This is a genomic window from Reichenbachiella ulvae, assembly GCF_025833875.1.
In the GTDB taxonomy this organism is placed as follows: domain Bacteria; phylum Bacteroidota; class Bacteroidia; order Cytophagales; family Cyclobacteriaceae; genus Reichenbachiella; species Reichenbachiella ulvae.
Window position 1 is genome coordinate 906,874 of record NZ_JAOYOD010000001.1, and the last position, 23,505, is coordinate 930,378.

At 40.6% G+C, this 23,505-nt stretch carries 23 protein-coding genes; 8 read left to right on the plus strand and 15 right to left on the minus strand.

Translation table 11 applies throughout. The annotated features are described in order from the left end of the window. Positions 1 to 2: 2 nt before the first annotated feature. Positions 3 to 581, plus strand: a complete 579-nt coding sequence (locus N7U62_RS03385; RefSeq protein ID WP_264136470.1) for a Maf family protein — start codon at positions 3 to 5, stop codon at positions 579 to 581. On the opposite strand, the gene N7U62_RS03390 is transcribed toward N7U62_RS03385, so the two are convergent. The 6 genes from N7U62_RS03390 to N7U62_RS03415 all read right to left on the minus strand — a co-directional run bounded on the left by N7U62_RS03390 (position 571) and on the right by N7U62_RS03415 (position 5,915). Beyond that, positions 571 to 1,236: a DUF3575 domain-containing protein gene (locus tag N7U62_RS03390; protein ID WP_264136471.1), complete on the minus strand. Its 666-nt coding sequence runs from the start codon at positions 1,234 to 1,236 to the stop codon at positions 571 to 573. The two genes, N7U62_RS03385 and N7U62_RS03390, sit on opposite strands and share 11 nt — an antisense overlap. Beyond that, entirely contained in the window at positions 1,233 to 1,826 is a 594-nt protein-coding gene (locus tag N7U62_RS03395; RefSeq protein ID WP_264136472.1) for a hypothetical protein, read from the minus strand. The genes N7U62_RS03390 and N7U62_RS03395 overlap by 4 nt, the downstream gene beginning before the upstream one ends. Before the next feature lie 22 nt (positions 1,827 to 1,848). Beyond that, the gene (locus tag N7U62_RS03400) at positions 1,849 to 2,298 is read right to left on the minus strand and encodes a hypothetical protein (RefSeq protein WP_264136473.1); all 450 of its coding nucleotides are present in this window, start codon (positions 2,296 to 2,298) and stop codon (positions 1,849 to 1,851) included. Between the two features lie 101 nt (positions 2,299 to 2,399). Then, entirely contained in the window at positions 2,400 to 3,686 is a 1,287-nt protein-coding gene (locus N7U62_RS03405) for a citrate synthase (protein ID WP_264136474.1), read from the minus strand. 66 nt (positions 3,687 to 3,752) lie between these two features. After that, positions 3,753 to 4,577 (minus strand): prohibitin family protein, encoded by an 825-nt coding sequence (locus tag N7U62_RS03410; RefSeq protein ID WP_264136475.1) that lies wholly within the window; start codon positions 4,575 to 4,577, stop codon positions 3,753 to 3,755. Between the two features lie 81 nt (positions 4,578 to 4,658). Next, positions 4,659 to 5,915, minus strand: a complete 1,257-nt coding sequence (locus N7U62_RS03415; RefSeq protein WP_264136476.1) for an asparagine synthetase B — start codon at positions 5,913 to 5,915, stop codon at positions 4,659 to 4,661. Between the two features lie 262 nt (positions 5,916 to 6,177). Between N7U62_RS03415 and N7U62_RS03420 the strand changes: the two genes are divergently transcribed. Then, entirely contained in the window at positions 6,178 to 6,972 is a 795-nt protein-coding gene (locus tag N7U62_RS03420) for a hypothetical protein (protein WP_264136477.1), read from the plus strand. A 9-nt stretch (positions 6,973 to 6,981) separates the two neighbouring features. On the opposite strand, the gene N7U62_RS03425 is transcribed toward N7U62_RS03420, so the two are convergent. After that, positions 6,982 to 8,373, minus strand: coding sequence for a sodium-dependent transporter (locus tag N7U62_RS03425; RefSeq protein WP_264136478.1), 1,392 nt, complete (start codon positions 8,371 to 8,373; stop codon positions 6,982 to 6,984). Between the two features lie 88 nt (positions 8,374 to 8,461). Then, entirely contained in the window at positions 8,462 to 9,856 is a 1,395-nt protein-coding gene (locus N7U62_RS03430; protein ID WP_264136479.1) for a TonB-dependent receptor, read from the minus strand. A 156-nt stretch (positions 9,857 to 10,012) separates the two neighbouring features. Between N7U62_RS03430 and N7U62_RS03435 the strand changes: the two genes are divergently transcribed. Next, positions 10,013 to 10,558, plus strand: coding sequence for a hypothetical protein (locus N7U62_RS03435; RefSeq protein ID WP_264136480.1), 546 nt, complete (start codon positions 10,013 to 10,015; stop codon positions 10,556 to 10,558). On the opposite strand, the gene N7U62_RS03440 is transcribed toward N7U62_RS03435, so the two are convergent. After that, a complete protein-coding gene (locus tag N7U62_RS03440) occupies positions 10,555 to 10,869 on the minus strand; it encodes a phosphoribosylpyrophosphate synthetase (RefSeq protein WP_264136481.1) in 315 nt (104 codons plus the stop codon). The genes N7U62_RS03435 and N7U62_RS03440 overlap by 4 nt on opposite strands. Positions 10,870 to 11,030: 161 nt before the next feature. On the opposite strand from N7U62_RS03440, the gene N7U62_RS03445 reads away from it, so the two are divergent. Next, positions 11,031 to 12,551, plus strand: a complete 1,521-nt coding sequence (locus N7U62_RS03445) for an FG-GAP repeat domain-containing protein (RefSeq protein WP_264136482.1) — start codon at positions 11,031 to 11,033, stop codon at positions 12,549 to 12,551. A gap of 50 nt (positions 12,552 to 12,601) precedes the next feature. Here the strand turns inward: N7U62_RS03445 and N7U62_RS03450 are convergent, their stop codons facing one another. The 3 genes from N7U62_RS03450 to N7U62_RS03460 all read right to left on the minus strand — a co-directional run bounded on the left by N7U62_RS03450 (position 12,602) and on the right by N7U62_RS03460 (position 15,045). After that, entirely contained in the window at positions 12,602 to 13,372 is a 771-nt protein-coding gene (locus tag N7U62_RS03450; RefSeq protein WP_264136483.1) for a hypothetical protein, read from the minus strand. Positions 13,373 to 13,375: 3 nt separating this feature from the next. Further along, positions 13,376 to 13,996 carry a TlpA family protein disulfide reductase gene (locus N7U62_RS03455; RefSeq protein ID WP_264136484.1) on the minus strand — a complete coding sequence of 207 codons (621 nt, stop codon included), beginning with the start codon at positions 13,994 to 13,996 and terminating at the stop codon, positions 13,376 to 13,378. Positions 13,997 to 14,205: 209 nt separating this feature from the next. Beyond that, positions 14,206 to 15,045 carry a DUF4382 domain-containing protein gene (locus N7U62_RS03460; protein WP_264136485.1) on the minus strand — a complete coding sequence of 280 codons (840 nt, stop codon included), beginning with the start codon at positions 15,043 to 15,045 and terminating at the stop codon, positions 14,206 to 14,208. Between the two features lie 430 nt (positions 15,046 to 15,475). Between N7U62_RS03460 and N7U62_RS03465 the strand changes: the two genes are divergently transcribed. Further along, positions 15,476 to 16,117 carry a peroxiredoxin gene (locus N7U62_RS03465; RefSeq protein ID WP_264136486.1) on the plus strand — a complete coding sequence of 214 codons (642 nt, stop codon included), beginning with the start codon at positions 15,476 to 15,478 and terminating at the stop codon, positions 16,115 to 16,117. A 71-nt stretch (positions 16,118 to 16,188) separates the two neighbouring features. Here the strand turns inward: N7U62_RS03465 and bioB are convergent, their stop codons facing one another. Both bioB and sppA read right to left on the minus strand, forming a co-directional pair. Further along, positions 16,189 to 17,199 (minus strand): biotin synthase BioB, encoded by a 1,011-nt coding sequence (bioB, locus tag N7U62_RS03470; RefSeq protein ID WP_264136487.1) that lies wholly within the window; start codon positions 17,197 to 17,199, stop codon positions 16,189 to 16,191. Between the two features lie 56 nt (positions 17,200 to 17,255). After that, the gene (gene sppA / locus N7U62_RS03475) at positions 17,256 to 19,010 is read right to left on the minus strand and encodes a signal peptide peptidase SppA (protein WP_264136488.1); all 1,755 of its coding nucleotides are present in this window, start codon (positions 19,008 to 19,010) and stop codon (positions 17,256 to 17,258) included. 82 nt (positions 19,011 to 19,092) lie between these two features. Between sppA and folK the strand changes: the two genes are divergently transcribed. Next, positions 19,093 to 19,572, plus strand: coding sequence for a 2-amino-4-hydroxy-6-hydroxymethyldihydropteridine diphosphokinase (gene folK, locus N7U62_RS03480; protein ID WP_264136489.1), 480 nt, complete (start codon positions 19,093 to 19,095; stop codon positions 19,570 to 19,572). A gap of 5 nt (positions 19,573 to 19,577) precedes the next feature. Then, positions 19,578 to 20,330: a sulfite exporter TauE/SafE family protein gene (locus N7U62_RS03485; RefSeq protein WP_264136490.1), complete on the plus strand. Its 753-nt coding sequence runs from the start codon at positions 19,578 to 19,580 to the stop codon at positions 20,328 to 20,330. Positions 20,331 to 20,335: 5 nt separating this feature from the next. On the opposite strand, the gene N7U62_RS03490 is transcribed toward N7U62_RS03485, so the two are convergent. Further along, positions 20,336 to 20,833 (minus strand): hypothetical protein, encoded by a 498-nt coding sequence (locus N7U62_RS03490; protein ID WP_264136491.1) that lies wholly within the window; start codon positions 20,831 to 20,833, stop codon positions 20,336 to 20,338. Between the two features lie 221 nt (positions 20,834 to 21,054). On the opposite strand from N7U62_RS03490, the gene N7U62_RS03495 reads away from it, so the two are divergent. After that, positions 21,055 to 23,505: a YfhO family protein gene (locus tag N7U62_RS03495; RefSeq protein ID WP_264136492.1), complete on the plus strand. Its 2,451-nt coding sequence runs from the start codon at positions 21,055 to 21,057 to the stop codon at positions 23,503 to 23,505.

Genomic DNA, 23,505 nt, shown 5'->3' on the forward strand with positions numbered 1-23,505 from the left:
AAATGAAGAAAGAATTGGTATTAGCCTCTGGATCTCCCAGAAGGCAACAAATGATGCGTGACGTTGGATATGAGTTTGCAGTCCGAAACCTGGATATCGATGAGTCATTTGGTGATATGCCTGCTCCTGAAGTAGCTGAGTTTTTGGCCAAGAAAAAGAATGCGGCCTGTAGGGCTATGCTTCAGGATGAGGTAATAGTAACTGCAGATACTGTAGTGGTGCATGATGGAAAAATTCTAGGTAAGCCTGTTGATGAAAAAGAAGCCTGTGAGATGATAAAGGCCATGTCAGCTCAGGAGCATCAGGTGATTTCTGCGGTTTGTATTTCTGATGGAGAAAAATCACTTAGCTACAGCGATGAGGTGGTGGTAACGATGATGCCATTGAGTAAAGAAGAAATTGAGTTTTATGTCAAACAATTTCAGCCCATGGACAAGGCAGGTGCCTATGGAATTCAGGAGTGGATTGGTATGGTCGGAGTAGAAAAAATTTCAGGCTCTTTCTACTCAGTGGTAGGTATGCCTATTCACTGGGTATACAAAAGCCTGAAAGATAATTTTGGAATATTTCCTAATCAGTAGTTTTCTTCGCACCAAAACGATAACCCACATTCAGTCCAATGCGGAAATCCCAGTACTTACTGTCAAGGCCGCTAGTACTAGAATAGGAGTTTTCATAAGTAGATGAGTTGACTTGGTTTTCAATAGATTCTGCGTCAAACACATCATAGTCATAATTGTAATAAGCATTTCTTCCTAACGAAGTATTAAAGCTAAAAACAATGTTGGAGTCAGTGATCCATTTGATGCCGATATCAAATCCAAAGGCGAACTTTTGAAAATCTACGTCTTGAGTTTGGTTATTGTCAAGATAGTCCGGAGTTCCAGGTATTTCACCGTATTCATAAAAATCTGTCTCGGTATAACCGCTTTTGTATCGACCATAAACCCCTACAAAGAACAAATCTGCCCCTTTGGTTGTAGGGAAGGGGTAAAACTTCAATTCAGGTCCTATATAATAATACCTGTGTTCATCTTGCCCGGGAAAGCCATATACGTACCCGCCAAAAGCAGATAGGGTGGCATTTGGACTCAATGCTACTTCGTGACTGGCAGCCGCTTCGTACAGGATCAAGTTGCTCAAGTTGATTTGAAAATCTTGTTGGGCCTGTGCAGATAGATGCCCAAACCATGTTAGGCAAAGCACTGCGATTGTTTTTGTTATTTTATTTCTCATTTGTCTGTGGATTTATTTCCGAATCGATATCCGATATGTGCTCCTATTCTGTAACCGAAATATTCATCATCACCATCGGCTGGGCTAGTCCCTAAATATCGTTCGTTGTTATAATTAGAGACAAAGTTTCTGTCTATTCCACCAAAGAAGCCGAAAATAATGTTGGATTTTGTCACCCATTTGCTTCCAAGGCTAAGTCCCATAGATCCCTTGTTGTATCGTGAGGAGATTTCCCCTCCATAGTTATCTGGAGAGGTCGCTTTGCCATTAGTATATCTGGCATATGCCCCAACAAAGAATCGGTTTAGACTCCCATCTGGGTAAACGTAAAACTTCACCTCTGGACCAATGTGGAAATATTTATTTTCACCTCCATTGTTACTTAGGAAAAATGGGCCTTCTGCTCCATGCGGAAGTCCATAAAAATAACCAGCAAAACCTCCTACGCTAATGTTTTTGTTCAAACCTTTTTCGATTGATCCTGATGCTTCAAAGAAGAGCAGGTTCACAATGTTGAGATGAACGTCAGTTTGGGCCTGGCAGAAGGACGAAAGCCCTAAAAAACAAATGATAAACAGGTGCTTTTTCATAGTTGGTTAGGTTGGTGATTGTTTAAAATCTAAAAAGTCTTGCAGTTTCTGTCCATGGAATTCTACTCAACATCACAATGAGACCCAGACCAAAAAAGATCAGTTGTTTTTTGAATTTTTCTTGATCTACAGTGGCTCTTTTGGCTTTGGCCTTTCCGATGCTGATGAGCGCGATGGCAACTAACATGACGAATACGTGCTCTACCGCCCAATACCTCAAGGTAGCATTTTTCATCACAGAAGTGTCTCCTCCAAATGCATTGAAAGCATATGGACTGGTGAAATAGAGGCCAAGTCCGAGTAAGAACATTAAGTGAATACAGCCAACAAATGCGGAAGAAATGGCTTTGTCAGATTTGGAATAGGTCAAACCTCCACGGCTTCCTATAAAAGATTTAACAATAGTAATTAGTGCTAATACTAAAATGACCCATCTGAGCCATGAATGTGCATATAATAAGAAATTGTACATGTCTAAGTGTTTAATTCGAAGCTAAAATACTTCAGAAAGGGGTATAAAAAAACCCTGTAGGAGAAACTCCTTCAGGGTTTTGAAATATTGTTATGCTAAGATTATCGTTTGTCGATATCTACATATTTTCTATCAGTCTCGCCAACGTAAACCTGTCTTGGTCTACCAATTGGTTCGTTGTTCTCTCTCATTTCTTTCCACTGAGCGATCCAACCTGGTAGTCTACCTAGGGCAAACATTACTGTAAACATCTCAGTTGGGATACCCAATGCTCTGTAGATGATACCGCTGTAGAAGTCCACGTTAGGATATAGAGATCTTTCTACAAAGTAAGGATCTTTCAATGCCTTAGCTTCCAGATTTCTTGCGATATCCAATACTGGATCATCTACGCCTAATTTGTCCAATACATCGTCTGCAGCTTTTTTGATGATTTTTGCTCTAGGGTCAAAGCTCTTGTAAACTCTGTGACCAAAGCCCATCAAACGGAAAGGATCAGACTTGTCTTTCGCTTTAGCGAGGTATTTGTCCGCATCTCCACCGTCTGCTTTGATTGCTTCCAGCATTTCGATCACTGCCTGATTGGCTCCACCGTGTAGTGGTCCCCAAAGGGCATTGATACCAGCTGACAAAGAAGCATACAAACTTGCTTGTGAAGAACCAACAATTCTCACAGTTGAGGTTGAACAGTTTTGCTCATGATCTGCATGAAGAATCAATAGCGTATCCAATGCTTTCGCAACGATTGGGTCCACTTGATAATCTTCTGCAGGCAAAGAGAACATCATCTTCAAGAAGTTGCTGCAGTAGTCCAGGCTATTGTCTGGATATACTACTGGATGTCCAATTTGATTTTTGTAAGCCCAAGCTGCAAACGTTGGCATCTTCGCGATGATTCTGATGATGCTAAGGTTTACTTCTTCGACCGATCTGTTAGGATCTAATGACTCAGGATAAAATGCGGTTTGAGAAGTAACCAAAGAAGACAGTACGCCCATTGGGTGTGCAGTAGAAGGGAAGCCTTCCAATATCTTTTTGATGTCTTCGTGAACCAGCGTGTGAGTCGTGATTTCCCCCTGGAATTTCTCTAGCTCCGCCTTGGTAGGCAGGTTGCCATAGATCAAAAGATAAGCTACTTCGATGAAAGTTGATTTCTCAGCTAACTCTTCGATGCTATATCCTCTGTGTTTCAAAATTCCTTCTTCGCCATTGAGGAAAGTAATGGCACTTTTGGTTGCTCCAGTGTTTTTATACCCTGGATCTAATGTTGTCAGTCCAGATTGCGCTCGTAATGTACCTATGTTGATTGCTTTTTCGTTTTCGGTACCTACTTCGACTGGCAGTTGTATAACTTTATCTCCTACCTTGATTTCTGCTATTTCTGACATTATTTACTGAATATGTTTACGACTAAAATTTACGCGAATTTAAACTTTTTTGCCTCAAAAAGAAGTCTAATTGTCCCCTAATATTAAGGGTAGGCCATCTTTTGAATTTCCGATTATTACCACCTTAGAATTTTGCGAATTTGCCAAGGTTTGGGTGGCTTCAATGCCTCTCATTTTCAAAAGCTCAGGAGTCAAACTTGAATTAACAATTTTATTGGCCTGAGCTTCCCCTTCAGCAGCTATTCTTTTTCTTTCTGCCTCACTTTGTTCTTTCTGCAATTTGAATTCATAAGCCAAGGCTTCCTGTTCCTGCTGAAGCTTCATTTCGATGGCTTGTTTGATTTGTGCAGGCAGATTGATCGAACGAATGAGCAATGCTTTCATGATTACATTGTTCTGAGAACTAGCCAGTGTGGTTTCTGTCTCAGTTTTGATGGCTGTTTCAACTTCAGCTCTTTTCGTAGAATAAATTTCTTCGGCTGTATATCTACCCATGACCTGTCTTACAGATGACCTTACTTCAGGGATCACAAGTACATTGATATAGTTTCCTTTGAAATTTTCTTGAATCTCGCCGATTTTATCTTTCATAGGAGTGAAACGCACGGATACGTCCACATTGATAGAAAGGCCATTCTTGTCCAGGACATCCATGCTTTCTTCCACTTTGCTTTCTGATACGTCATAAGTGTAAATGCTGGTCCATGGAGCTTTGATATGCCACCCTGGTGTGATGATGTTGTCTTTGTCAAGTTCACCGGAAAGGGTGTAGAATGCTACGGCACGTTCTGCTGGTTCTACTTTGAAGAATAAACTGGAGGATAGACTGATTATGACAAAAAGTCCAACCGCTCCAATTAGGATAAATGGTAAATATTTTCTGTTGTCCATGATATGTACTTAATAGGTGTTTTGATTTTCAATTCGAATTTAATGCAATGATTAAGAACTGTGTCCTTGACCATCTGATAGTTAAGTTTTTTGTTTCTTTTTCTTTGCAGCTGGAAACAGAATGTTGTTCAGTATTAAACGATATCCGGGAGAATTTGGATGAAGATTTAAGTCTGTAGGTTCCTCGCTGACCATGTGTTGGTAATCTTCAGGATCGTGACCGCCATAAAAAGTCCAGAACCCTTTGCCAAAGACCCCATGAATATATTTAACCTCATCGATTGATTTGGTTTCTCCCAATACTACTACATCCGATTTGACGAGATTTTTCTTGAATGAAGTAGTCTGCCCCATGAATCCTTTGATGATATGGTCATGGTTTTGAGTCAACATGGTCGGTACTGGATCCCACTTGGCAGAAAACTCAAAAAGGGTGAAGTAGTCGTTTTCTTCTCTCAGACCCCGCTGGGCAGGAGAGGTGTCGATGCTTGAAAATTCGTATACGTAAGGGTTTCTTTCCAAAATGAAGTTTTCGAAAGCGAAAGTATTGGTAAAATCTAACTTAGATTGAGCCTTCGGATCCATAGGGTCTCCATCGAACATGGATTCGCAGATATCTACCCCCTCGGCAGCCAGGGCAATGTCGTAAGTATCAGTAGCCGAGCACATCGCAAATAGGAATCCTCCGCTGGCTACATAAGCCTGGATTTTTTTAACTACCGCTAGTTTGAGATGAGAAACTTTGCTGAACCCATGCTTACGTGCAGATTCTTCATATTCTCGCTGTTGCTCCTGATACCATGGGAAATGCTGATAGACTCGGTAGAACCGTCCATACTGTCCCGTAAAATCTTCGTGGTGTAAGTGTAGCCAATCATACTTAGGTAATTCGTCGTACATCAACTCATCATCGAAAACCACATCGTAGGGTATCTCTGCATAGGTCAGTACCAAAGTAACTGCATCGTCCCAGGGCTGTTTGCTTTTGGGTGAGTAAACGGCAATTTTAGGGACCTTGTCTAGCGTCATGGCATCCATGTTAGATGAAGGGCTGGCGATTTCTCCCAGGATATTGTTGGCTTGTGCATCGGATATTACCTGATAGCTAACACCACGTATGATCAGCTCATTCTCAAAGGCCTGCAGATATTTGAACATAAATGCCCCGCCCTTGTAATTGAGAAGCCAGTCTACTTTTACATCATTTTCCAGCACCCAGTAGGCTATGCCATAGGCTTTCAAATGATTGGACTGGGTTTCGTCCATGGGCAAGAAAAGGTAGGAAGCACGTGCCTGAGTTGCCAGGGCAATAAATAGAATGAAAAGAATTCGTCTCATGCTCGCCAATTTTGGATGAATGTCAAATTTATCAAGACCAACGTAAGTTCAATCGCTTCCACGCAATTAATGTTTCAATAATCTAGTTGTTTTGCTAATGATGGTTAAAAAAAGACGCTTGAGTTATAATTGTATTATTTCTAGATAAAGTTCCTTGAATTATCTAATTATGTATATAGTTTTATTTCAGAAGAAGTAAAGAATCCTATGATTGTTTCGATGATCATTCAGCCAGCGCTCAAGGCTTCTTACAATTTAGGATATGAAAATTCAAAGAATGATAGCACGATTCCTTTGCTTGCTTATTTTTTTATTGGCTGCCCATCTCGCTGAGGCTCAGGAGATTGTTTTGACTGGAGTCAACAAAGGTGAGGATGTTTATGTCAAAAATCCATACATCATTTCAAAGGCTGGCTTTTGTGTTCAATCTATTTTGATCAATGGAAAGAAGAGTAAGGTGAATGTAAACCTTACCGCAATCAGGCTGAATCTTGATGAAGTAGAGTTGTACAGTCCTGTCCATATTCAGGTTATTCATGCCGATAGTTGCCAGCCTCGCATTGTCAACCCTGAGGCTGTTTTGTATTACTCATCTTTCAAATTTGATAGCTTAGTGATGAGGGATTCTGTTCTCCATTGGTACACCAAAGGGGATAGGAAAGAGGGGAAGTTTGTAATTGAGAAATTGAAAAATGATTATTGGGATGAAGTGCAAATGGTTCGACCCAAAGGTAGGTTCAATGGAGCAACCTATGCTTATATTCCTAAGTTAGCAGATGGTGGAAATAAATTTCGCATTCGCTATGAATTACCAGATGGTCGATATCTTTACTCCGAAGAAATCGAATACTATCATTATCCAATAGGTGTCACGTTTTCGCCTAAAGTAGTTACGAACATGATGTATTTCTCACGTGAAGCCCGCTACGAGATCATGAATAGCAGCGGAGAGATTATCCTTCAGGGAACGGCCAAGGAAATTCCCTTACGCCGTTTGGAACCTGGTGATTATTCTATCAATTTGGAAGGCGAATTAGACAGTTTCGTCAAAAAGTAAATACAGCTTTTAGTTGATGATATCTATTCCGAAGAAGTTGTTTAGAACTACCAAAACGAATAGAAGTGCTAGTAAGACCGGACAAACATAACTTACTGTAATGTTAATGAAGGTCTTGAGCCATGAAGAAGAGTATCCTTCATTTCCTTGTTCTAGTTCTTCATGTAGATTTTCTTTTTTCCAAACGTAGGCCGCAAATGTTACAATCAAACATCCACCCAGCAACAAGGAAATATCAGCCAAATGCCCAAGGAAGGTCATGAAGTCAGTCGGTTCTTCTGCTCCGATATAATGAATGAATTTGGTGAAAAACTCGCTATATCCATTGCCTACTAAGGAAGGAAGTCCTGCTGTAAAAATGATCAATGCCATAATAATAACAGCCTTGTTTCTTTTTACTTTGAACTCATCCACAATGTAGGCCACAGGAACTTCCAGTAGGGATACAGTAGAAGTCAATGCAGCGAAAGATAGCAATAGGAAGAAGAATGCACCTAAAACTATACCTAAGACTGGTCCTAAAGATTCGAAAACACCTGGAAGGGTCACGAATATCAAGCCAGCACCTCCTTGTATATTACTCATATCGCCACCTGTACTATATGCGACCAGTGGGAAAAGCATCAACCCTGCGAAAAAAGCGATACCCACATCGAATAGGGTGATTGAGGCTGCCGAGCTTACAATGTTTTCATTTTTGGAAAGGTAGCTACCGTAGGTGATCAAAGCTCCCATACCTAATGAGAGTGAGAAAAAGGCCTGACGCAAAGCTCCACCAATTACTCTAAGGTTGATTTCAGAAAATTCCGGTACCAAATAGTATTCGATACCGATCATGGCATTGGGCAAGGTGAATGAATAGGCAAGAATACCTAAGATCATAACGATCAGGGTTGGCATCAATATTTTTGCGGCTTTTTCAATCCCACCGGCAATACCTTTTGAAACAATGAAGGCTGTCGCTCCCATGAATAGCACTGCATACAACCCAATTTGCCATATGTTGGTAATGTAGCTTCCGAAGTTGTTGCCAATGTCGAAGTTGCCCTGAGCCATCTCTAAAAAGTAGCCGAATGCCCAGCCTGCAACCACATTATAGAAAGAAAGTATGATGATACCGCTGACGATTCCTAATATGCCGAGATATTTCCATTTAGGGAAGCCTAATGCTACAAATGCACCCGCTGGGTTCTTTTCGGTTTTTCGACCGATGGCTACCTCAGTAACCATCACAGGGAAGCACAGAGCAAAACAAAAGATCAAGTATAAGACCACAAAGACAGCACCACCGCCAGCTTCTACCTCGAAGGGGAACTTCCAAATGTTACCCAATCCCACTGCAGAACCTGCAGCTGCTAAAATAAAACCTAATCGATTGCTAAAATTTCCTCTTGCGGCCATTTGAATTTTGTTGTTAAATCACGAAGATATACGAAAATGTATTATCAGTAAAAATTACCTGATGAACGGTCTGAATTCTATTTTGTCGTTAGGCTTTGTAGCCAAACATCTTGTTGTCTTTGATCATACTGGCAACTTTCCCTGGTACATGTTGTTCCCAGCCAGAGTCTCCAGACTTTATTTGACTCAAAACCTCGTTGGATTGGACATGCTGTATGTTCCTTTTGGCTGAATCAATGTCCACAATGAAGTCATTTTCCTTCAAATAGAGGTACAAGTGCTCTAAATGCTTGGGTGGCTCAAAATTCAGAGAGGTCTCAATTTGACCATTGTATAGGGTAGGGTAGATGAGTAGTTTGACATTAGAACCAAATAATCGACTGAAGGATTCCAAAAGTCCTCCTCTCAGGCTTTCATAATAGCTCTCGTCGAATAGTTTGCGCAGATTATCTGTTCCCACTACGAAGGACATGCGTTTTCCTTTTGTAAACTGGGAAAGAAATGCGGCAAGTTTATAATGTTCGGTATAGTTAGAGATCAATACATTGTGATCAAGAGAGTTGAGTAGCTCGACTCTATCCAGAAAATCGTTTTCGTCGATTTTTCCATCCATAGACAGATCGTTCAGTGTCAGTTCAGTGGTAATCAATATTTTGTCATGCTCAACTTTTGCGTCCTTTTTGAACTCGTTGATGGAAGACTCAATCATATCCTCACTCACTACCGTGACAGGTCGGAAATACCCTCTTAGAACACAGATATTCTTTTTGTAAAGGAAAGTAGATGGCTGCTGGTTGTTTCCGTTCTTATCAAACATGGCTGCATGAGTTAAACCATATTTGACTAGTTTCAAACTCATCAAACGGTTGTCTACATGCTTAAAGCTTGGGCCAGAGAGTTTGAAGTAATCAATTTCTACTCGTCCTTCACTTATGTTGTCCACGATAGAAACCATCATTCTATCAGGATTGATATTGTGGTTGAAGCAGGCATAGATCAAGTTAACTCCAATTTTACCCAAAACTTCCTGCTGCCAAATCGTCTCTGGGTCCTTCAATACAACATGTATGATGATATCATTGTGCGGCGCGTTAGGCTCCAATTGGAATCTAACCCCCAACCAACCGTGCCCTTGATTGGTCTTTTTAAAGTTGATGGTTTCGATGGTGTTGGCAAATGCAAAGAATTTGCTCTTGTCTGCACGTGCGGTTAACCTTTTCGAAAGAAGGCCATACTCTTTGTCCAGCATTTTCATCAACTTTTCCTGGCAGACATATCGCTCCGTCTGTCCATAAATGGCATCCGAAAAGTCCATGTCATAGGCCGACATGGTTTTGGCAATGGTACCTGAAGCACCTCCTGCTTTGAAAAAATTAGCGGCGACTTCCTGGCCAGCGCCAATTTCCGCTAATGATCCATAAATTGATTCGTTTAGATTTAGTGATAAGGCTTTTTCTTTCGTGGTATGTACACCTGATTCCATATTGTTTCTCAGAGTTTGAACAAAAGTATGGACTTGTCTATCTTTATTGAAGTTCCAAAGCTTTATTTTTGATAAAAAGTTATCGGGATTATGATCAATTGACAGAACTCTGTCGTTTGATTGTCTGTAACCTGATGTTAAGTTGAAAACCTGAGTATGAATCCTGTTATTGCCAACATTCTAAAACTAAACGAGCCGGTAGTTATTTTCGGGATTGTGTTTTTTATTATCATCTCAATTATCATACTTCTCTATTATATAGATTCACTCAACTTGTTTTATTATCGGAAAGTGAAATTCACATTTGAGAATGTCGATATCACTTACCGATACAAATGGAAACTTTTCACCAGCAAAGGATCACCATATTTTATCTGGCGAAAAATCGAATTTATAAATCATGACACTAAAATGACCTCAGAGCATATCATTGACCCTGTTTCTGAGGAAGGCCATATTTTATACTTCTATCTCGACCACAATTATAAAACTCACACTGGCATGCTATTCGATGCATTAGTCGTAAGAGATGCCGATGTGTCCATGGGCTTTGATTTGTATTCTTTGGATTATCTAGGCAAAGATTACGTCTATGAAAGAAGGGAAGGCGAAACGGAATACATCGGGATGATCGAGAGAGGTAAATTCTATGAATCCGAGGGGATGTTTCGCAATGTCAAAAGCCGGGAACTGAATTATTAGTTCTGGTTATCGACCATTTCAATGTTTTTGATCAATTCATCATTTTGATGACCGTTGGCTCCATAGTTCATACTCATGGTTCCTTTGGTTCCGTCTTTGGCCTCAATGGCAAATAATTCAGTTGAATCTCCAGGGTTAGTCATCCCTTCGAATCTGAAATTGCGGGTAATTTTTAGCTCTTGTGGCTGGTAATGCTTATCTGAAAAGACGGCATGAATGGAATTCTCTTTGGGAATGAAGTTTTCCTTAAACCCCTCTTTAGTTAAGGCATTCATCGCTTCCGAAAGTGTATCAAAAGTTTGTGTTTTCATGTTTTCTGTCTTTAGTTATCAAATAATGCTTATATATACCAACGGCTCTAATCCATATGGGTTTTAAAGGTTTGGGTTGAGATTTGAATCCATCTGCTCCCAAAGCGTAAGGTTTTGAATGTAAGAACTGGCATTAATGGTTATCTTTCAAATTAATGAAAATGAAAAAGCTCCCAAACCTGGTTTTGTCCACTCTGCTATTGTTGATTGTTTCTTTGTCATGCTCTAAAAAGAGCGAAAAAAGAAGCGGGAAGGAATTATACACTACCTATTGCGCCTCATGTCATCAAGCTGTAGAAATTCAGGATTTGCCTAAAAAAACCTGGGATCAATATGTTTTGCCAGAAATGGCTGCTAAGATGGGAATTAGAGAAGAAGGCTATAATCCCTATGAGGGGATGAGCTATCGGAAAATGGAAGCGACCATCAGGTCAGGTCAATATCCAACTCAAGCCATGCTGAGTCAGGAGGAATGGCGAATATTGCGTGAATACATCATCCAATTGGCGCCTGATTCAGTGATTAATGATGTACCAACCATTACTGAAACCAATTTGGAGTTTAAATCCCATCAGGTCAATTTGGATGATGCCGGAGGGGCTTATGTTGTTAGATTGGGTTATGATCAATCTACACATGCGGTCTTGGCTCAGGATCTATCAGGACGTTTATTTGAATATGATTTTTTATCTACGAAAAGGACGCTAAGGTTTGACTGGGAGACTACTGTGATAGATTATACCAAAACTTCTAAGGCTTCTTATCTCACCGAAATTGGCGTTTTAAACCCCTCTGAAGAGAAAAAAGGGCGATTGATAAAAGTGGAAGGGGACACCACTGTTTTAGTAGATAGCCTTCATCGTCCTGTGCATACATTGGTGCGAGATTTGAATAATGATGGTGAACTAGAATTTGTTATCAGTGAATTTGGACACTTGACGGGTCAACTTTCGCTTTTGAAAAAGGATCCTAAGGGCCAATATGTCAAGGAAGCATTGTATGGTCTGCCTGGTGTGATACGTGTGATCGCGAAAGATATGAATCAAGACGGGAACTTAGATTTGATATTTGTTGCTTCACAGGCAAGGGAAGGAATCTATGTTCTTTATCAGGAAGAGAATCTTACATTCTCGTTGAAGCAGTTGGTGTCGATGAGTCCGGTTTATGGAATCAGCTGGTTTGAGTTATTAGATTTTGACGGAGATGGTGATTTGGATATCGTAACGGTCAATGGCGATAATGCCGATTACTCGGTTGTGCTCAAGCCTTATCACGGTATGCGTATTTATCTCAATCAAGGAGAAAATAACTTTGATGAGGCCTATTTCTACCCTATGAATGGTGCCACCAGGGTAAAATCTGGAGATTTTGATCAAGATGGCGATTGGGACTTTGCCTTAATGTCTACATTCCCTGATTACGGAAAAACAACAGATCAATCTATTATTTATTTGGAGAATAAAGATACTGAGGGGATGGAGTTTGTGCCTAGTGTGTTTCCCGTGTCTAATGAGGGAAGATGGTTAGTGATGGAGTCTGCTGATGTGGATCAGGATGGAGACGAAGATTTAATCTTTGGGTCTTTCACTTATACCTTTTCGCCTGTCCCAGAGCTTTTTACTTCGAAATGGGCTAATAATTCCACAGACCTTTTGGTATTGGAAAATCTATTGCGTGATTAACCAGTTGACTTTTGAGAAATATGCCCGAGGACTGCTCGGGCATGTTGCTTCTAAAATGATTTGATGTCTGTTTGGGCTAGTCTGGCATTGATCTCCATTTGTTTTCTTGTGGTTTCTACTAGCTCATCATTTTGCGCATTGAGCTCTTCATTATTTTGGTTCAGTTCTTCATTTTTCTTTTTCAGTTCCTGTTTTACTGCATGAAGCGCTTTGTTAATGTCGGCCATCTTTTTATTTGATGATCTTAGGTGCAATTTGACAATGGCGTCATTTAAGGTGTTTTGTCGGAAAGTCTGACTCCACTTTCCACAAATTACTACAATGGCTGTAGCGAGTATTGCATGAAAAATAAAAGTTTGAAGATCCATATACTGTAATTGGGTGAAATACACATCTGGAACCCCCATGAACTGTGCGTAAGCAAAACTCGCATGATGAATAAGAATGAAAGCGATCAATGGAATTTGAAGTTTCCAATCTTGATAAATGATGAGGATGGCGGCACTGATGAAAGCAAAAAAGTGCATTTCGAATAGACCGTGCATTTGATAGATGAATAAGGCTACATAGATTCCGAGAAAGGTGCTGCCTACATACCGATGAAGCTGGTGCTTCGGTAGCAAGGCTTTGGTGCCAAACCACGCGATGAGAGACAAAGCCCCCACAGAAAGTGCCAGGATCCACGTGTCATAGAAAAAAGCCAGAAATATAGCTAGCCCTGCATGCACCATGAGTACCCGTGACATATAGATGTCAGCTCCTAAGTGGTGTGGTTTTAAAATCTGTGCTATCTGCACTTTCGATATTTGGTCTATTGTCATTGACTAAAGGGTTAATTTCCAAAGTTTAAATTCATTGTCGGGCAATCCGCACCCATACGATATAGTAGATAGTAATCCGAAATCTGGTGCATTTCTATTCATCATCAATGAGTCTATTGCCATTTGTGCAAAATTGCTGCCAGGGTCTGTACAGTATCTAGCCTTATTGTAATTGCCTCGATAGAATAATTTTCTGTCGGTATTGACTATTACTGCTTGTGGAGTGGAATAAACCCCGAAAGTATGTGCGAGCTTCATTCCCTGATCTATTGTTACAGTCAATTCCTTGTCAAAATAAGATAGGGATTTCTCAAAATCACTTCCCTCAGGTACTACAACTACAAAGTCCATTTTGGATTCAAATTTTCTTTTCAAACTATTGAAATGTTTGACATTGAACCTGGAACAGGGACACCCTGGTTTAAAAAAGTGGTAGAAAACAGGTCGGTCAATTGGAGCTAGGCTACTATCAGGTATCACCAGTGATTGATTAACGGGTACGATCTGATAATCATTTGGGACTGGAGTTGGAAAGGAATACTGGAGTTCTTGTTCCCAAAATAGGAAACCAAGGAGTAAGATGACTGAAAGAAGCAAAGCTCCTGCTATTAATTTTCTTAGCATAAAGGTTTGAACAGGCGGAGTTCAAAATATCTGATTGCGTTATTCAAGCTTGCAAAATTAGATTTATCGGGAATTGAATAGGGGATTAGTGAATAGATAATATTTATTATAATATAAAAGATGTCTATACATCTAAATTCATTAGGTATGGATATAAAAAAAGTCCTTGCTGAATGCAAGGACTTTAGTGTTTCATCAAAGTTTTTTATTTATTCTCCTGCTTCTTCAGTAGGAGTTTCTTCTTCTACGACAGTTTCTGTCATGGTCAGTTCACCTGCATCAGTCACCTCACCAATTACAACAGCAACACCATCCACAGTAGCTCCATCATATCCACTACCTTCTTCTGGAGCTGCTGAAACACTGTAAGTTTCTGCGTCCAATGCTCGTAATAGAAATTCGCCAGTTTCATCAGGAACTGTAGAAGCAATGGTGTCTTCACCAATGATAGCATATACAGTAGAACCTATTTCTAATGGAGCAACTGTACCGCTGATCGCGCCAGTTTGAGCTTCCATTTCAGCACGAATCACAGGCTTCAGGTTATATTTTCCGGAATTTCCAGCTTTAACCACTGATTTGTCAACGTCAAAGTCTAAAATCAATTTGTAAGTAACACCGCCTGTGATTTCTGCTGATACGTTCAGCTTCAATCCACTCTGGCTTCCTGATGGTACGGTTAGAGCGGTTTCTTCTCCATCAATCACTAATGTGTTCTCATCACCCAATAGTAATCTTACCTGACCTAGTTGGCCTTCTGGTAACTCGACTTCTCCTAAGAAGGCTTCCTCACCATTGGTTAATTTAAGCAGATCATAAATTCCAGGCTCTGCTGTGTCTAATGATTGCCATCCTGATTCGTCTGATTCATCCGAGCTAGTGTTGACAAGGATATCTTCAATATCAATCATCACTGCATCGTAATCGCCAGGGGCATCTACAAGGCTGATTTGAATTCTGGCACTTTGTTTTTCACTGTCACATGAAGCCAAAATACCAACAGCCAAAGCAAAAAGTGCAACTGGTTTCAATGTTTTCCTAATATTCATAAATGAAGTTTTTAAGTTTAAAATAACTAAATGTTCTCGTAATAGCCGGTTGCCTGCAACTGCATATCCTTAACGCAAATATGATGCAGAATATTGGATGAAAAATAAAAGTGTAAATTGTAATTAAGTAGTGTATGGTGATAAGTTCTTGTTAAACAGGGGATTGATTGGGTTGATAGATGTGCGAATCATTCATTTAACCAAAAAATACTTCTGCATTTCAACCCTTAGTTTTTATTTTCGTTAGAACTATTCATTCAAAATGATAAAATTTTTATCAAAATGAGAAAATTTATCGACTCTATTCAGTTCTGCAACAAAACACTTTATTGCTGTTGTTGTTAAAATCATTTTTGGATTGAATTCCTTTTCAGTCCCATAGGATTAGAATTTTCACTTTATTATTTCTTAATATAATCACTTATTAACCATGAGTAACATTAGACTTGGAGACGAAGCTCCAAACTTTACCGCGCAATCCTCAGAAGGAGAAATTAACTTTCACGAATGGCTAGGCGACAGTTGGGGTATATTATTTTCACACCCTGCTGACTATACGCCAGTATGTACCACCGAATTAGGTACAGCTGCTAATTATAAGGCCGAGTTTGACAAAAGAAATGTCAAAGTTGTAGCATTAAGTGTTGATGGAGTTGAATCCCACAAAGGTTGGATCAAGGACATCAACGAGACACAAAACACAACTGTCAATTTTCCAATCATAGCAGATGAAGATAGAAAGGTATCTGAATTGTATGGTATGATTCATCCGAATGCGGATGATAAACTGACAGTAAGATCTGTGTTTTTGATCGGCCCTGACAAGAAAGTGAAATTGACAATCACTTATCCAGCATCTACAGGTCGTAATTTCGACGAATTGCTACGTGTGATTGATTCGCTGCAATTGACAGCCTATCACAAAGTAGCTACTCCAGCCAACTGGAAGGCAGGGGAGGAATGTGTAATCGTACCTGCAGTGACGAATGAACAGGCAGATGAATTGTTTCCGAAGGGTTACAAGGAAGTGAAGCCGTATTTACGATTGACACCTCAGCCTAATTTGAATTAAGAAGGCTTGATAGAAATAAAAAAAGGGCTGCATTGATCATCAATGCAGCCCTTTTCTATTAGATAAATTCCTTAAGCCTCTTCTTGCTCTGGAATTTGTTTGAAATCTACTGTTTGTTCATTCTGATCTTTGAAAGAAGCTCTAGGCTTGAGATTCAAAGTCTGGAACATTTTCTTGTCGGCATCTTCTTCTGGATTTGGAGTGGTCAACAATTTGTCTCCAGCAAAGATTGAATTAGCTCCGGCTAAAAAACAAAGGGCTTGCTCCTCGACGGTCATTCTCACTCGTCCTGCAGATAATCTTACCATAGAAGTAGGCATGATGATTCTGGCAGTTGCTATCATTCGGATCATTTCCCAAATCGAAACTCTTGGTTGATCCTCTAGTGGAGTACCGGCTACAGGTACCAAAGCATTGACAGGTACAGACTCTGGGTGCTCTTCTAGCGTAGCTAGCGTGTGCAACATTCCCACTCTGTCTTCATCTTTTTCTCCTAAACCAATAATACCTCCAGAACAAACGGAGATTTTGGCCTTGCGAACATTTTTGATTGTATCCAGACGATCATCATAAGTACGAGTAGAAATGATTTCGTCGTAGTGCTCTTCTGAAGTGTCCAAGTTATGGTTATATGCATACAGACCGGCATCTTTCAGCTTTTCGGCTTGATCTTCAGTTAGCATTCCCAAAGTACAGCATACTTCCATTCCCATACCGTTCACTCCTTTGACCATTTCTATAACCTTGTCAAAGTCTCTATTGTTTCGAACTTCTCTCCAGGCAGCTCCCATACAAAAACGAGTACTTCCTGCTTCTTTTGCCTCTGCTGCTGCTTTGATAACCGTATCTACTTCCATCAACTTTTCTACTTTCACATCCGTGTGATAGCGAGCTGCTTGTGGACAGTAGGAACAATCCTCTGGACATCCACCAGTTTTAACAGACAATAGTGTGCAAACCTGAACTTCGTTAGGATCGTGGTAGGCTCTGTGAACAGTGGCTGCTCGATACACCAAATCCATAACTGAAGTGTTGTAGATCTCGGTGATTTCTTCTCTCGTCCAATCGTTTCTTATGATCATTGATTTTAGATTTTATCTATGCCCAAAAGGGTACAATTCTTTTTTGAATCGTAAAACTATTTAATTTCTAATTCAAATGGCATCCTAGCTTGAATACCTTTGAAAGATTCTAGTTGTTTTACCTTTTCGACCTGATCTGCAAGGATGCCATATCGGGTTTTCATGATTTTGGCTTCTGCCTCATCTGCCATTGTGCCTAGTATTTCTTCCCATTTGCTTTTGAGAGCAGGGTAGTAGCTGACCATATAGTCATCGCCAAGATCAGCTGCATCTGCAGCCAATTGAACGGCATCCTCATAGCTGCCCAATACATCTACAAGGCCTTTTTCTTTGGCTTGTTCGCCAGTCCAGACTCTTCCAGAGGCGACTGCTTTTAGGTCCTCGATGTTCATGTCTCTTCCTTCGGCCGCTTTGCTTGTGAAGGTTTCATAACCTTCTTCCACTGAGTTTTGGATGATTTGTTTTTCCTCATCATTCAATGCGCTCGAAACCCGATACAGGTTAGAGAATTGACCTGTACTTACTCCATCATTAGTGATGCCCAGTTTGTTTTCTAGAAAGCCACCCATATTTGGAATCATACCAAATATCCCGATGGAACCTGTAATGGTCATAGGCTGTGCGACTATCGTATCACAAGGCATAGCCATGTAATAGCCTCCAGAAGCTGCAACCGCAGACATACTGGCAATGACAGGTTTTACTTTCTTGGTAAGCATGATTTCATTCCACATGACATCAGAAGCAAGAGCTGACCCACCAGGAGAGTTGACACGAATCACTACCGCTTTAACTCTTTTGCTTTCTCTGGCATCACGAATCGCTTTTACGAATTTTTCAGATCCAACCTGACTGATGTCTCCTTTTCCAGATACAATTTCGCCTTCAGCTACGATCACAGCTATTTTATTAGAGGAGTACTTATCATTGACCACTTTAGAATATCCTCCAAGGCTAACCGTCTTGATATCGTCATCCTCCTTCAATCCCATTTCTTCCTTCATCCTGGCTATGAATTCATTTTCATAGCCTACACCTGTGATCAGTTTTAATTCAAGCGCATCTTCAGGTTCTCTGGCTTTCATCTGATCAGATATCATGTGAAGCTCTTCAAGCTCGATTCCTCGAGATTGACTCACAGCCTTGAGGTAATTGTCGTAGATGTTGTTGATAAATGAGGTCATTTGCTCACGGTTGGCCTCACTGAGGTCTTTTCTGAAGAAAGGTTCAACTGCGCTTTTATAAGTACCTACTCTGAAGATTTGAGCTTCGATATCCAGTTTGTCCAGCAGGCCTTTGAAGAAAGTAACATTCGCACTCAAACCATTGAATTCCATCGCTCCGGCAGGATTTACATAGATTTCGTCTGCTACAGATGCGATGTAGTAATTGGCTTCAGACATGTATTCCGCATAGCTATAAATAAATTTTCCACTTGATTTGAAATCCTCGAGTGCGGTACGGATTTCGTGAAAAGAAGAGTAGCCCCCTCCGATACCTCCATGTTTGAGGTAGATGCCTTTGATGTTGTCGTCTTCTTTTGCGTATTTGATGGCAGCAAGCGTGTTTAGAAGTGCCATGTTATTGTCTGAGGACTCTGGAAACAAATCTTTGAAAGGGTCCTCTGGCACTCGCTCCATGATCAATCCACTCAACGGGATGGTTAAAACAGTGTTGGAAGTGACTTCAGGTACTTTTTCTTCGCTCATGGCTACAAAGCCTGCGATCATCGCGATGAAAAAGATGCCTGCGACGACACTGAAAATGATCAGGCCGACAAGGGTTGATAAAACTGATTTAATAAAAGACATACAAGTTTGTTTTCAATAAAAATGAGAATATTGCAAAACTTTTCTGAGAGCTTCGCGGCTTAAAATTATTTAAATTATTTTCATGAGTACATGCTACTTGCTTTTAGGAACCAACTTAGGTGAGAAGGAAACTAATTTGCGTCGCGCATTTGAATCTATTAGTACTGAAATTGGACCGGTTATTACATCATCTTCGATTTATTTTACTTCTGCCTGGGGCAAGCAAGATCAAGACGATTTTTTGAATCAAGTGCTCAAGGTTGAAACGGAATTGCCAGTCATAGAGGTCCTTCGTCTTTGTCTAACCATAGAAAAGGAACATGGAAGGGTGAGATACGAAAGGTGGGGCACTCGATTGATAGATATTGATGTGCTTTATTTTGATGATCAAGTCGTGAATCAAAGTAATCTCATCATTCCTCATCCTGAGATACAAAATAGAAGATTCACCTTAGTACCCTTGGTGGAAATTGCGGCTGATTTGGTTCATCCCATTTTGCAAAAAACTCAGAGCGAGTTGCTCGAAATCTGTCCCGATCAATTAGAAGTGAAAGCCTTATAATCGTTATGGAGTATTATCACTATTTACTCGTATTTGGAGTGGGGATCCTTGTTGGTTTTATCAATGTGATGGCCGGTGGAGGTTCACTATTGACCCTTCCTGTATTGATCTTTATGGGCTTGCCTGCGCCAGTAGCTAATGGTACCAATCGCATTGGGATATTCATGCAAAATATTTTTGCTGTTCGCGGATTTAAGAGCAAAGGAGTTTCAGCCTTTCCTTTTGCGATATGGTTGTCTGTGACCTCATTGATTGGGGCAGTGATTGGGGCAAAGGTGGCCATAGATATAAGCGAGGAACTTTTTAATCGTATTCTGGCTATCGTAATGGTGGTGGTTTTGTTGATGACGGTTTTTGGGACGGCCAAGCCTAGAGAATTTACCGATGAAGACCTATCACCAAAGAAACGCTGGACCAGCATCATTCTCTTTTTCTTCATTGGGATTTATGGAGGGTTTATTCATGCTGGAATTGGTTTTGTGATCATGGCTACTCTGAGTTTAGTCAACAAAATGAATCTGGTGAAAGTGAACAGCATCAAAGTTTTTGTAGCACTGGTGTATACTTTTTTCTCATTGGTTGTTTTCATTTGGGAAGGGCAGGTAGATTGGCTTTTGGGTCTGATACTGGGTTCAGGAACTGCAATCGGTGGGTGGTTTGCCAGTCGATGGAGTGTGGACAAAGGAGAGAAGTGGGTGCGATATTTTTTGGTTGTGGCAGTTTCCGGGATGGCTATCAAGCTTTGGTTTTTTACCTGATTTGCTCAGATCTCTAAACCCTCGAATTGATAACGCAATTCCGCATGCTGAGGGATGTCCAGTTCTTTGGCCATACCGATCAACTCACCTAATTCAAAACTAAAATCTTTCGATAACTGCCTTACTTTTCCCGCCCGTAAGGTGCATTCTGCAGGAGAGATATTCCAGATGTGAGCGGCGCTTCTAGTGAGTAAACAACGAGTAATGGCACTGAGGAATTGAATGGCCTGACAGCATTTTGCCCCGTTTATACATTGAGAAGAGAGGTGCATTCCCACCTGATGTTGCGAAATACCGAGTTCCTGAGCGACTAATTTGGCAAGGATGCTATGGTTTTGTCTACACAGCAAATCCACTCTGCTATCATGCTTCAAAACAAGCATGGCCAAAACGGACGAGCAGTCCTTGTGTGCATTTATTTTTATGACTTCCAGTTGTTGGAATCCTGTTTTGTTTCTTATCCCGAGGATCAAGTCATCTTCAAAGTTGAGTGCAGTGTTCATAGATCAGTAGGTTTTGACTATATGATGATGCTAAATCTTACTTAGTTGCACAGGTTTGAGATTTATTTGATGGACCGATTGAACTTATCAGCTACTGAATAGCAGGAAGTGAATGCCTAACGTACACCATCTTTTTTAGAGATATTTGGAGAGGTAGAATCTATTCCCCTCCAGTTTTTATAATATTACGACTTGAAAAATTTTCAAATCCCGATCGTTCGATGAAGCATTTTGATTTTAAAAAGGATATTCTTCCTCACCTGGCTGCAATAGCCATTTTTCTGATAGTGACTATCGTTTTTTATTCACCTGTTTTTTTGGAAAACAAGGCACTTCCTCAGCATGATATTATGCAGTGGAAGGGGAGTGCGCAAGAACTAGAAGAGTTTCGTGAACAAACGGGTGAAGAGGGACTTTGGACCAACTCCATGTTTGGGGGGATGCCCGGGTATCTAATCAATGTCGAGTTTTCGGGAGAGCTGACCAAGGAAATTCATAAGCTGATTTCTTTTTATCTCCCACATCCAACAGGGATCATCTTGATAGCCTTTATTTCATGTTATGTCATGTTGTTGGTCTTTGGCGTCAGGTCATGGCTCGCTGTGGCAGGTGCATTGACTTTTGGTTTGACGGCTTTTAATATCATATCCATTGGCGCTGGACATAATTCTAAAGTCACGGCAGTTGCTTACATGCCATTAGTGCTGGCGGGTGTTCATGCGGCATTTACCAATCGAAAATGGTTGGGCTTTGTATTGACGGCTTTGGGTTTAGCCTTGCAGCTACGTGTCAATCACTTGCAAATCACCTATTATCTAATGATCATGGTGTTGGTTTATGGCCTTTTCCAGTTGATTCAAGCCATTCAAGAAAAGAAAATTGCTGATTTTGCTAAAACTGTAGGGATCCTTGTCGTTGCTGTAATAATCTCATTGGGGGCCAATACGGGTAGGCTTTGGACGATCATGGAATATAGTCCATACTCGATGCGAGGAAAGTCTGAATTGACCAGTCAAGGTGGAGGAGAAAAGACAGGTTTGGAAAAGGATTATGCTTTCCAATATAGCAACGGTATCATGGAACCGTTGGTGCTTTTTATTCCCAATTTTTTCGGAGGGTCCTCACAACAGGATTTAGGGAAGAATTCCAATCTGGAGAAGGCATTAAGAAAACAAGGGATGAGTGGCCAGCAGTTGCAGCAACAGGTCGAAAATGCACCCGCTTATTGGGGTGATCAACCTTTGACTGCACCTTATTATGCTGGGGCGATTGTGGTGTTTCTTTTTGTTTTGAGTCTGTTCTTTCTAGAAAGAAAGCATACGCTTTGGGTCATGGTGCTAGTAGGACTTTCGATTGTACTGAGTTGGGGGGACAATTTCCAAACTTTCAACTACCTCATTTTCGATTATTTGCCTGGTTACAACAAGTTTCGATCTGTTACTTTCGTTATCATCATTGCCATCGTGGCTATGATCATTTCTGGTTTTTCTGGATTAGAAAAATTATTGAGTCTGGATTGGAATAAGGAGACGCAAAAGAAATTTTTCATTGCCATGGGTATAACTGGTGGTTTTGCTTTGCTAGCAGCGCTGTTTGCAGGTATTGGATCATACAGGGGAGCTATCGATGCACGATTGGCTTCTTATCCTGATTGGTATTTGCAAGCCTTGAGAGAGGATAGAGCATCTCTTTTGAGAGTAGATGCCTTTCGATCGTTGTTCTTTGTAGTCGCTACAGCAGCCGTGATCTGGTTTGTGCAATTGGATAAGCTGAAAAAATCGCTGGGAATGGGAGTGATCATCCTGCTGATATTGATAGATATGATGGGAGTGAGCAAGCGTTTTTTGAACAGTGATAGCTTTGTCCGGGAATCAAAAGCGGATGAGTTTGTAGCTACTGAGGCAGATCAGCGCATTTTAAAGGATCAGGATCCGGATTACCGAGTATTGAATTTGATGAACCCTTTTAACGATGCTAAGACATCCTATTTCCACAAATCGGTGGGAGGTTATCATGGGGCAAAAATGCGTAGGTATCAGGATTTGATAGAGCGAGAAATATCACCGGAGGTATCAGAGGTGATTGCAGGTTTACAAGAAGGGAAATTTGATTTCGAAAATGCTGATGTGCTCAATATGCTCAATACCAAATATTTCAAGGCAGGTGAATCAGCTAGAGCAGCTATCGCGAACCCATCTGCCAATGGCAATGCCTGGTTTGTCTCTGAAATCATAAAAGTGAATAATGCCAATGAGGAAATCGCTGCTATTTCTACTTTCGACTCGAAAGAAGAAGCAGTAGTCGACGTGTCGTCGTTTGAAGTCTCGGAAATAGTGAATGACAGCACTTCAAAAATCTCATTGACATCCTATGCACCAAATGAGTTGGTATATCAATCCAGTAGTAATAAAGCTGGCTTAGCTGTCTTTTCTGAAATTTACTATCCCGAAGGCTGGAAGGCAACGATCGATGGTGAGGAAGTAAAGATATTGCGTGCTAATTATGTGCTTCGTGCACTCGAAGTACCAGCTGGGGAACACAAAATTGTTTTCACCTTTGCCCCATCATCTTACCGTATAGGTAATACGATTACCTGGGTGTTTAATGTGCTGCTTATTCTTTCCTGTTTAGGATATGTTGGCTATGCTTTTGTGGGAAAGAGTAAGGAATAA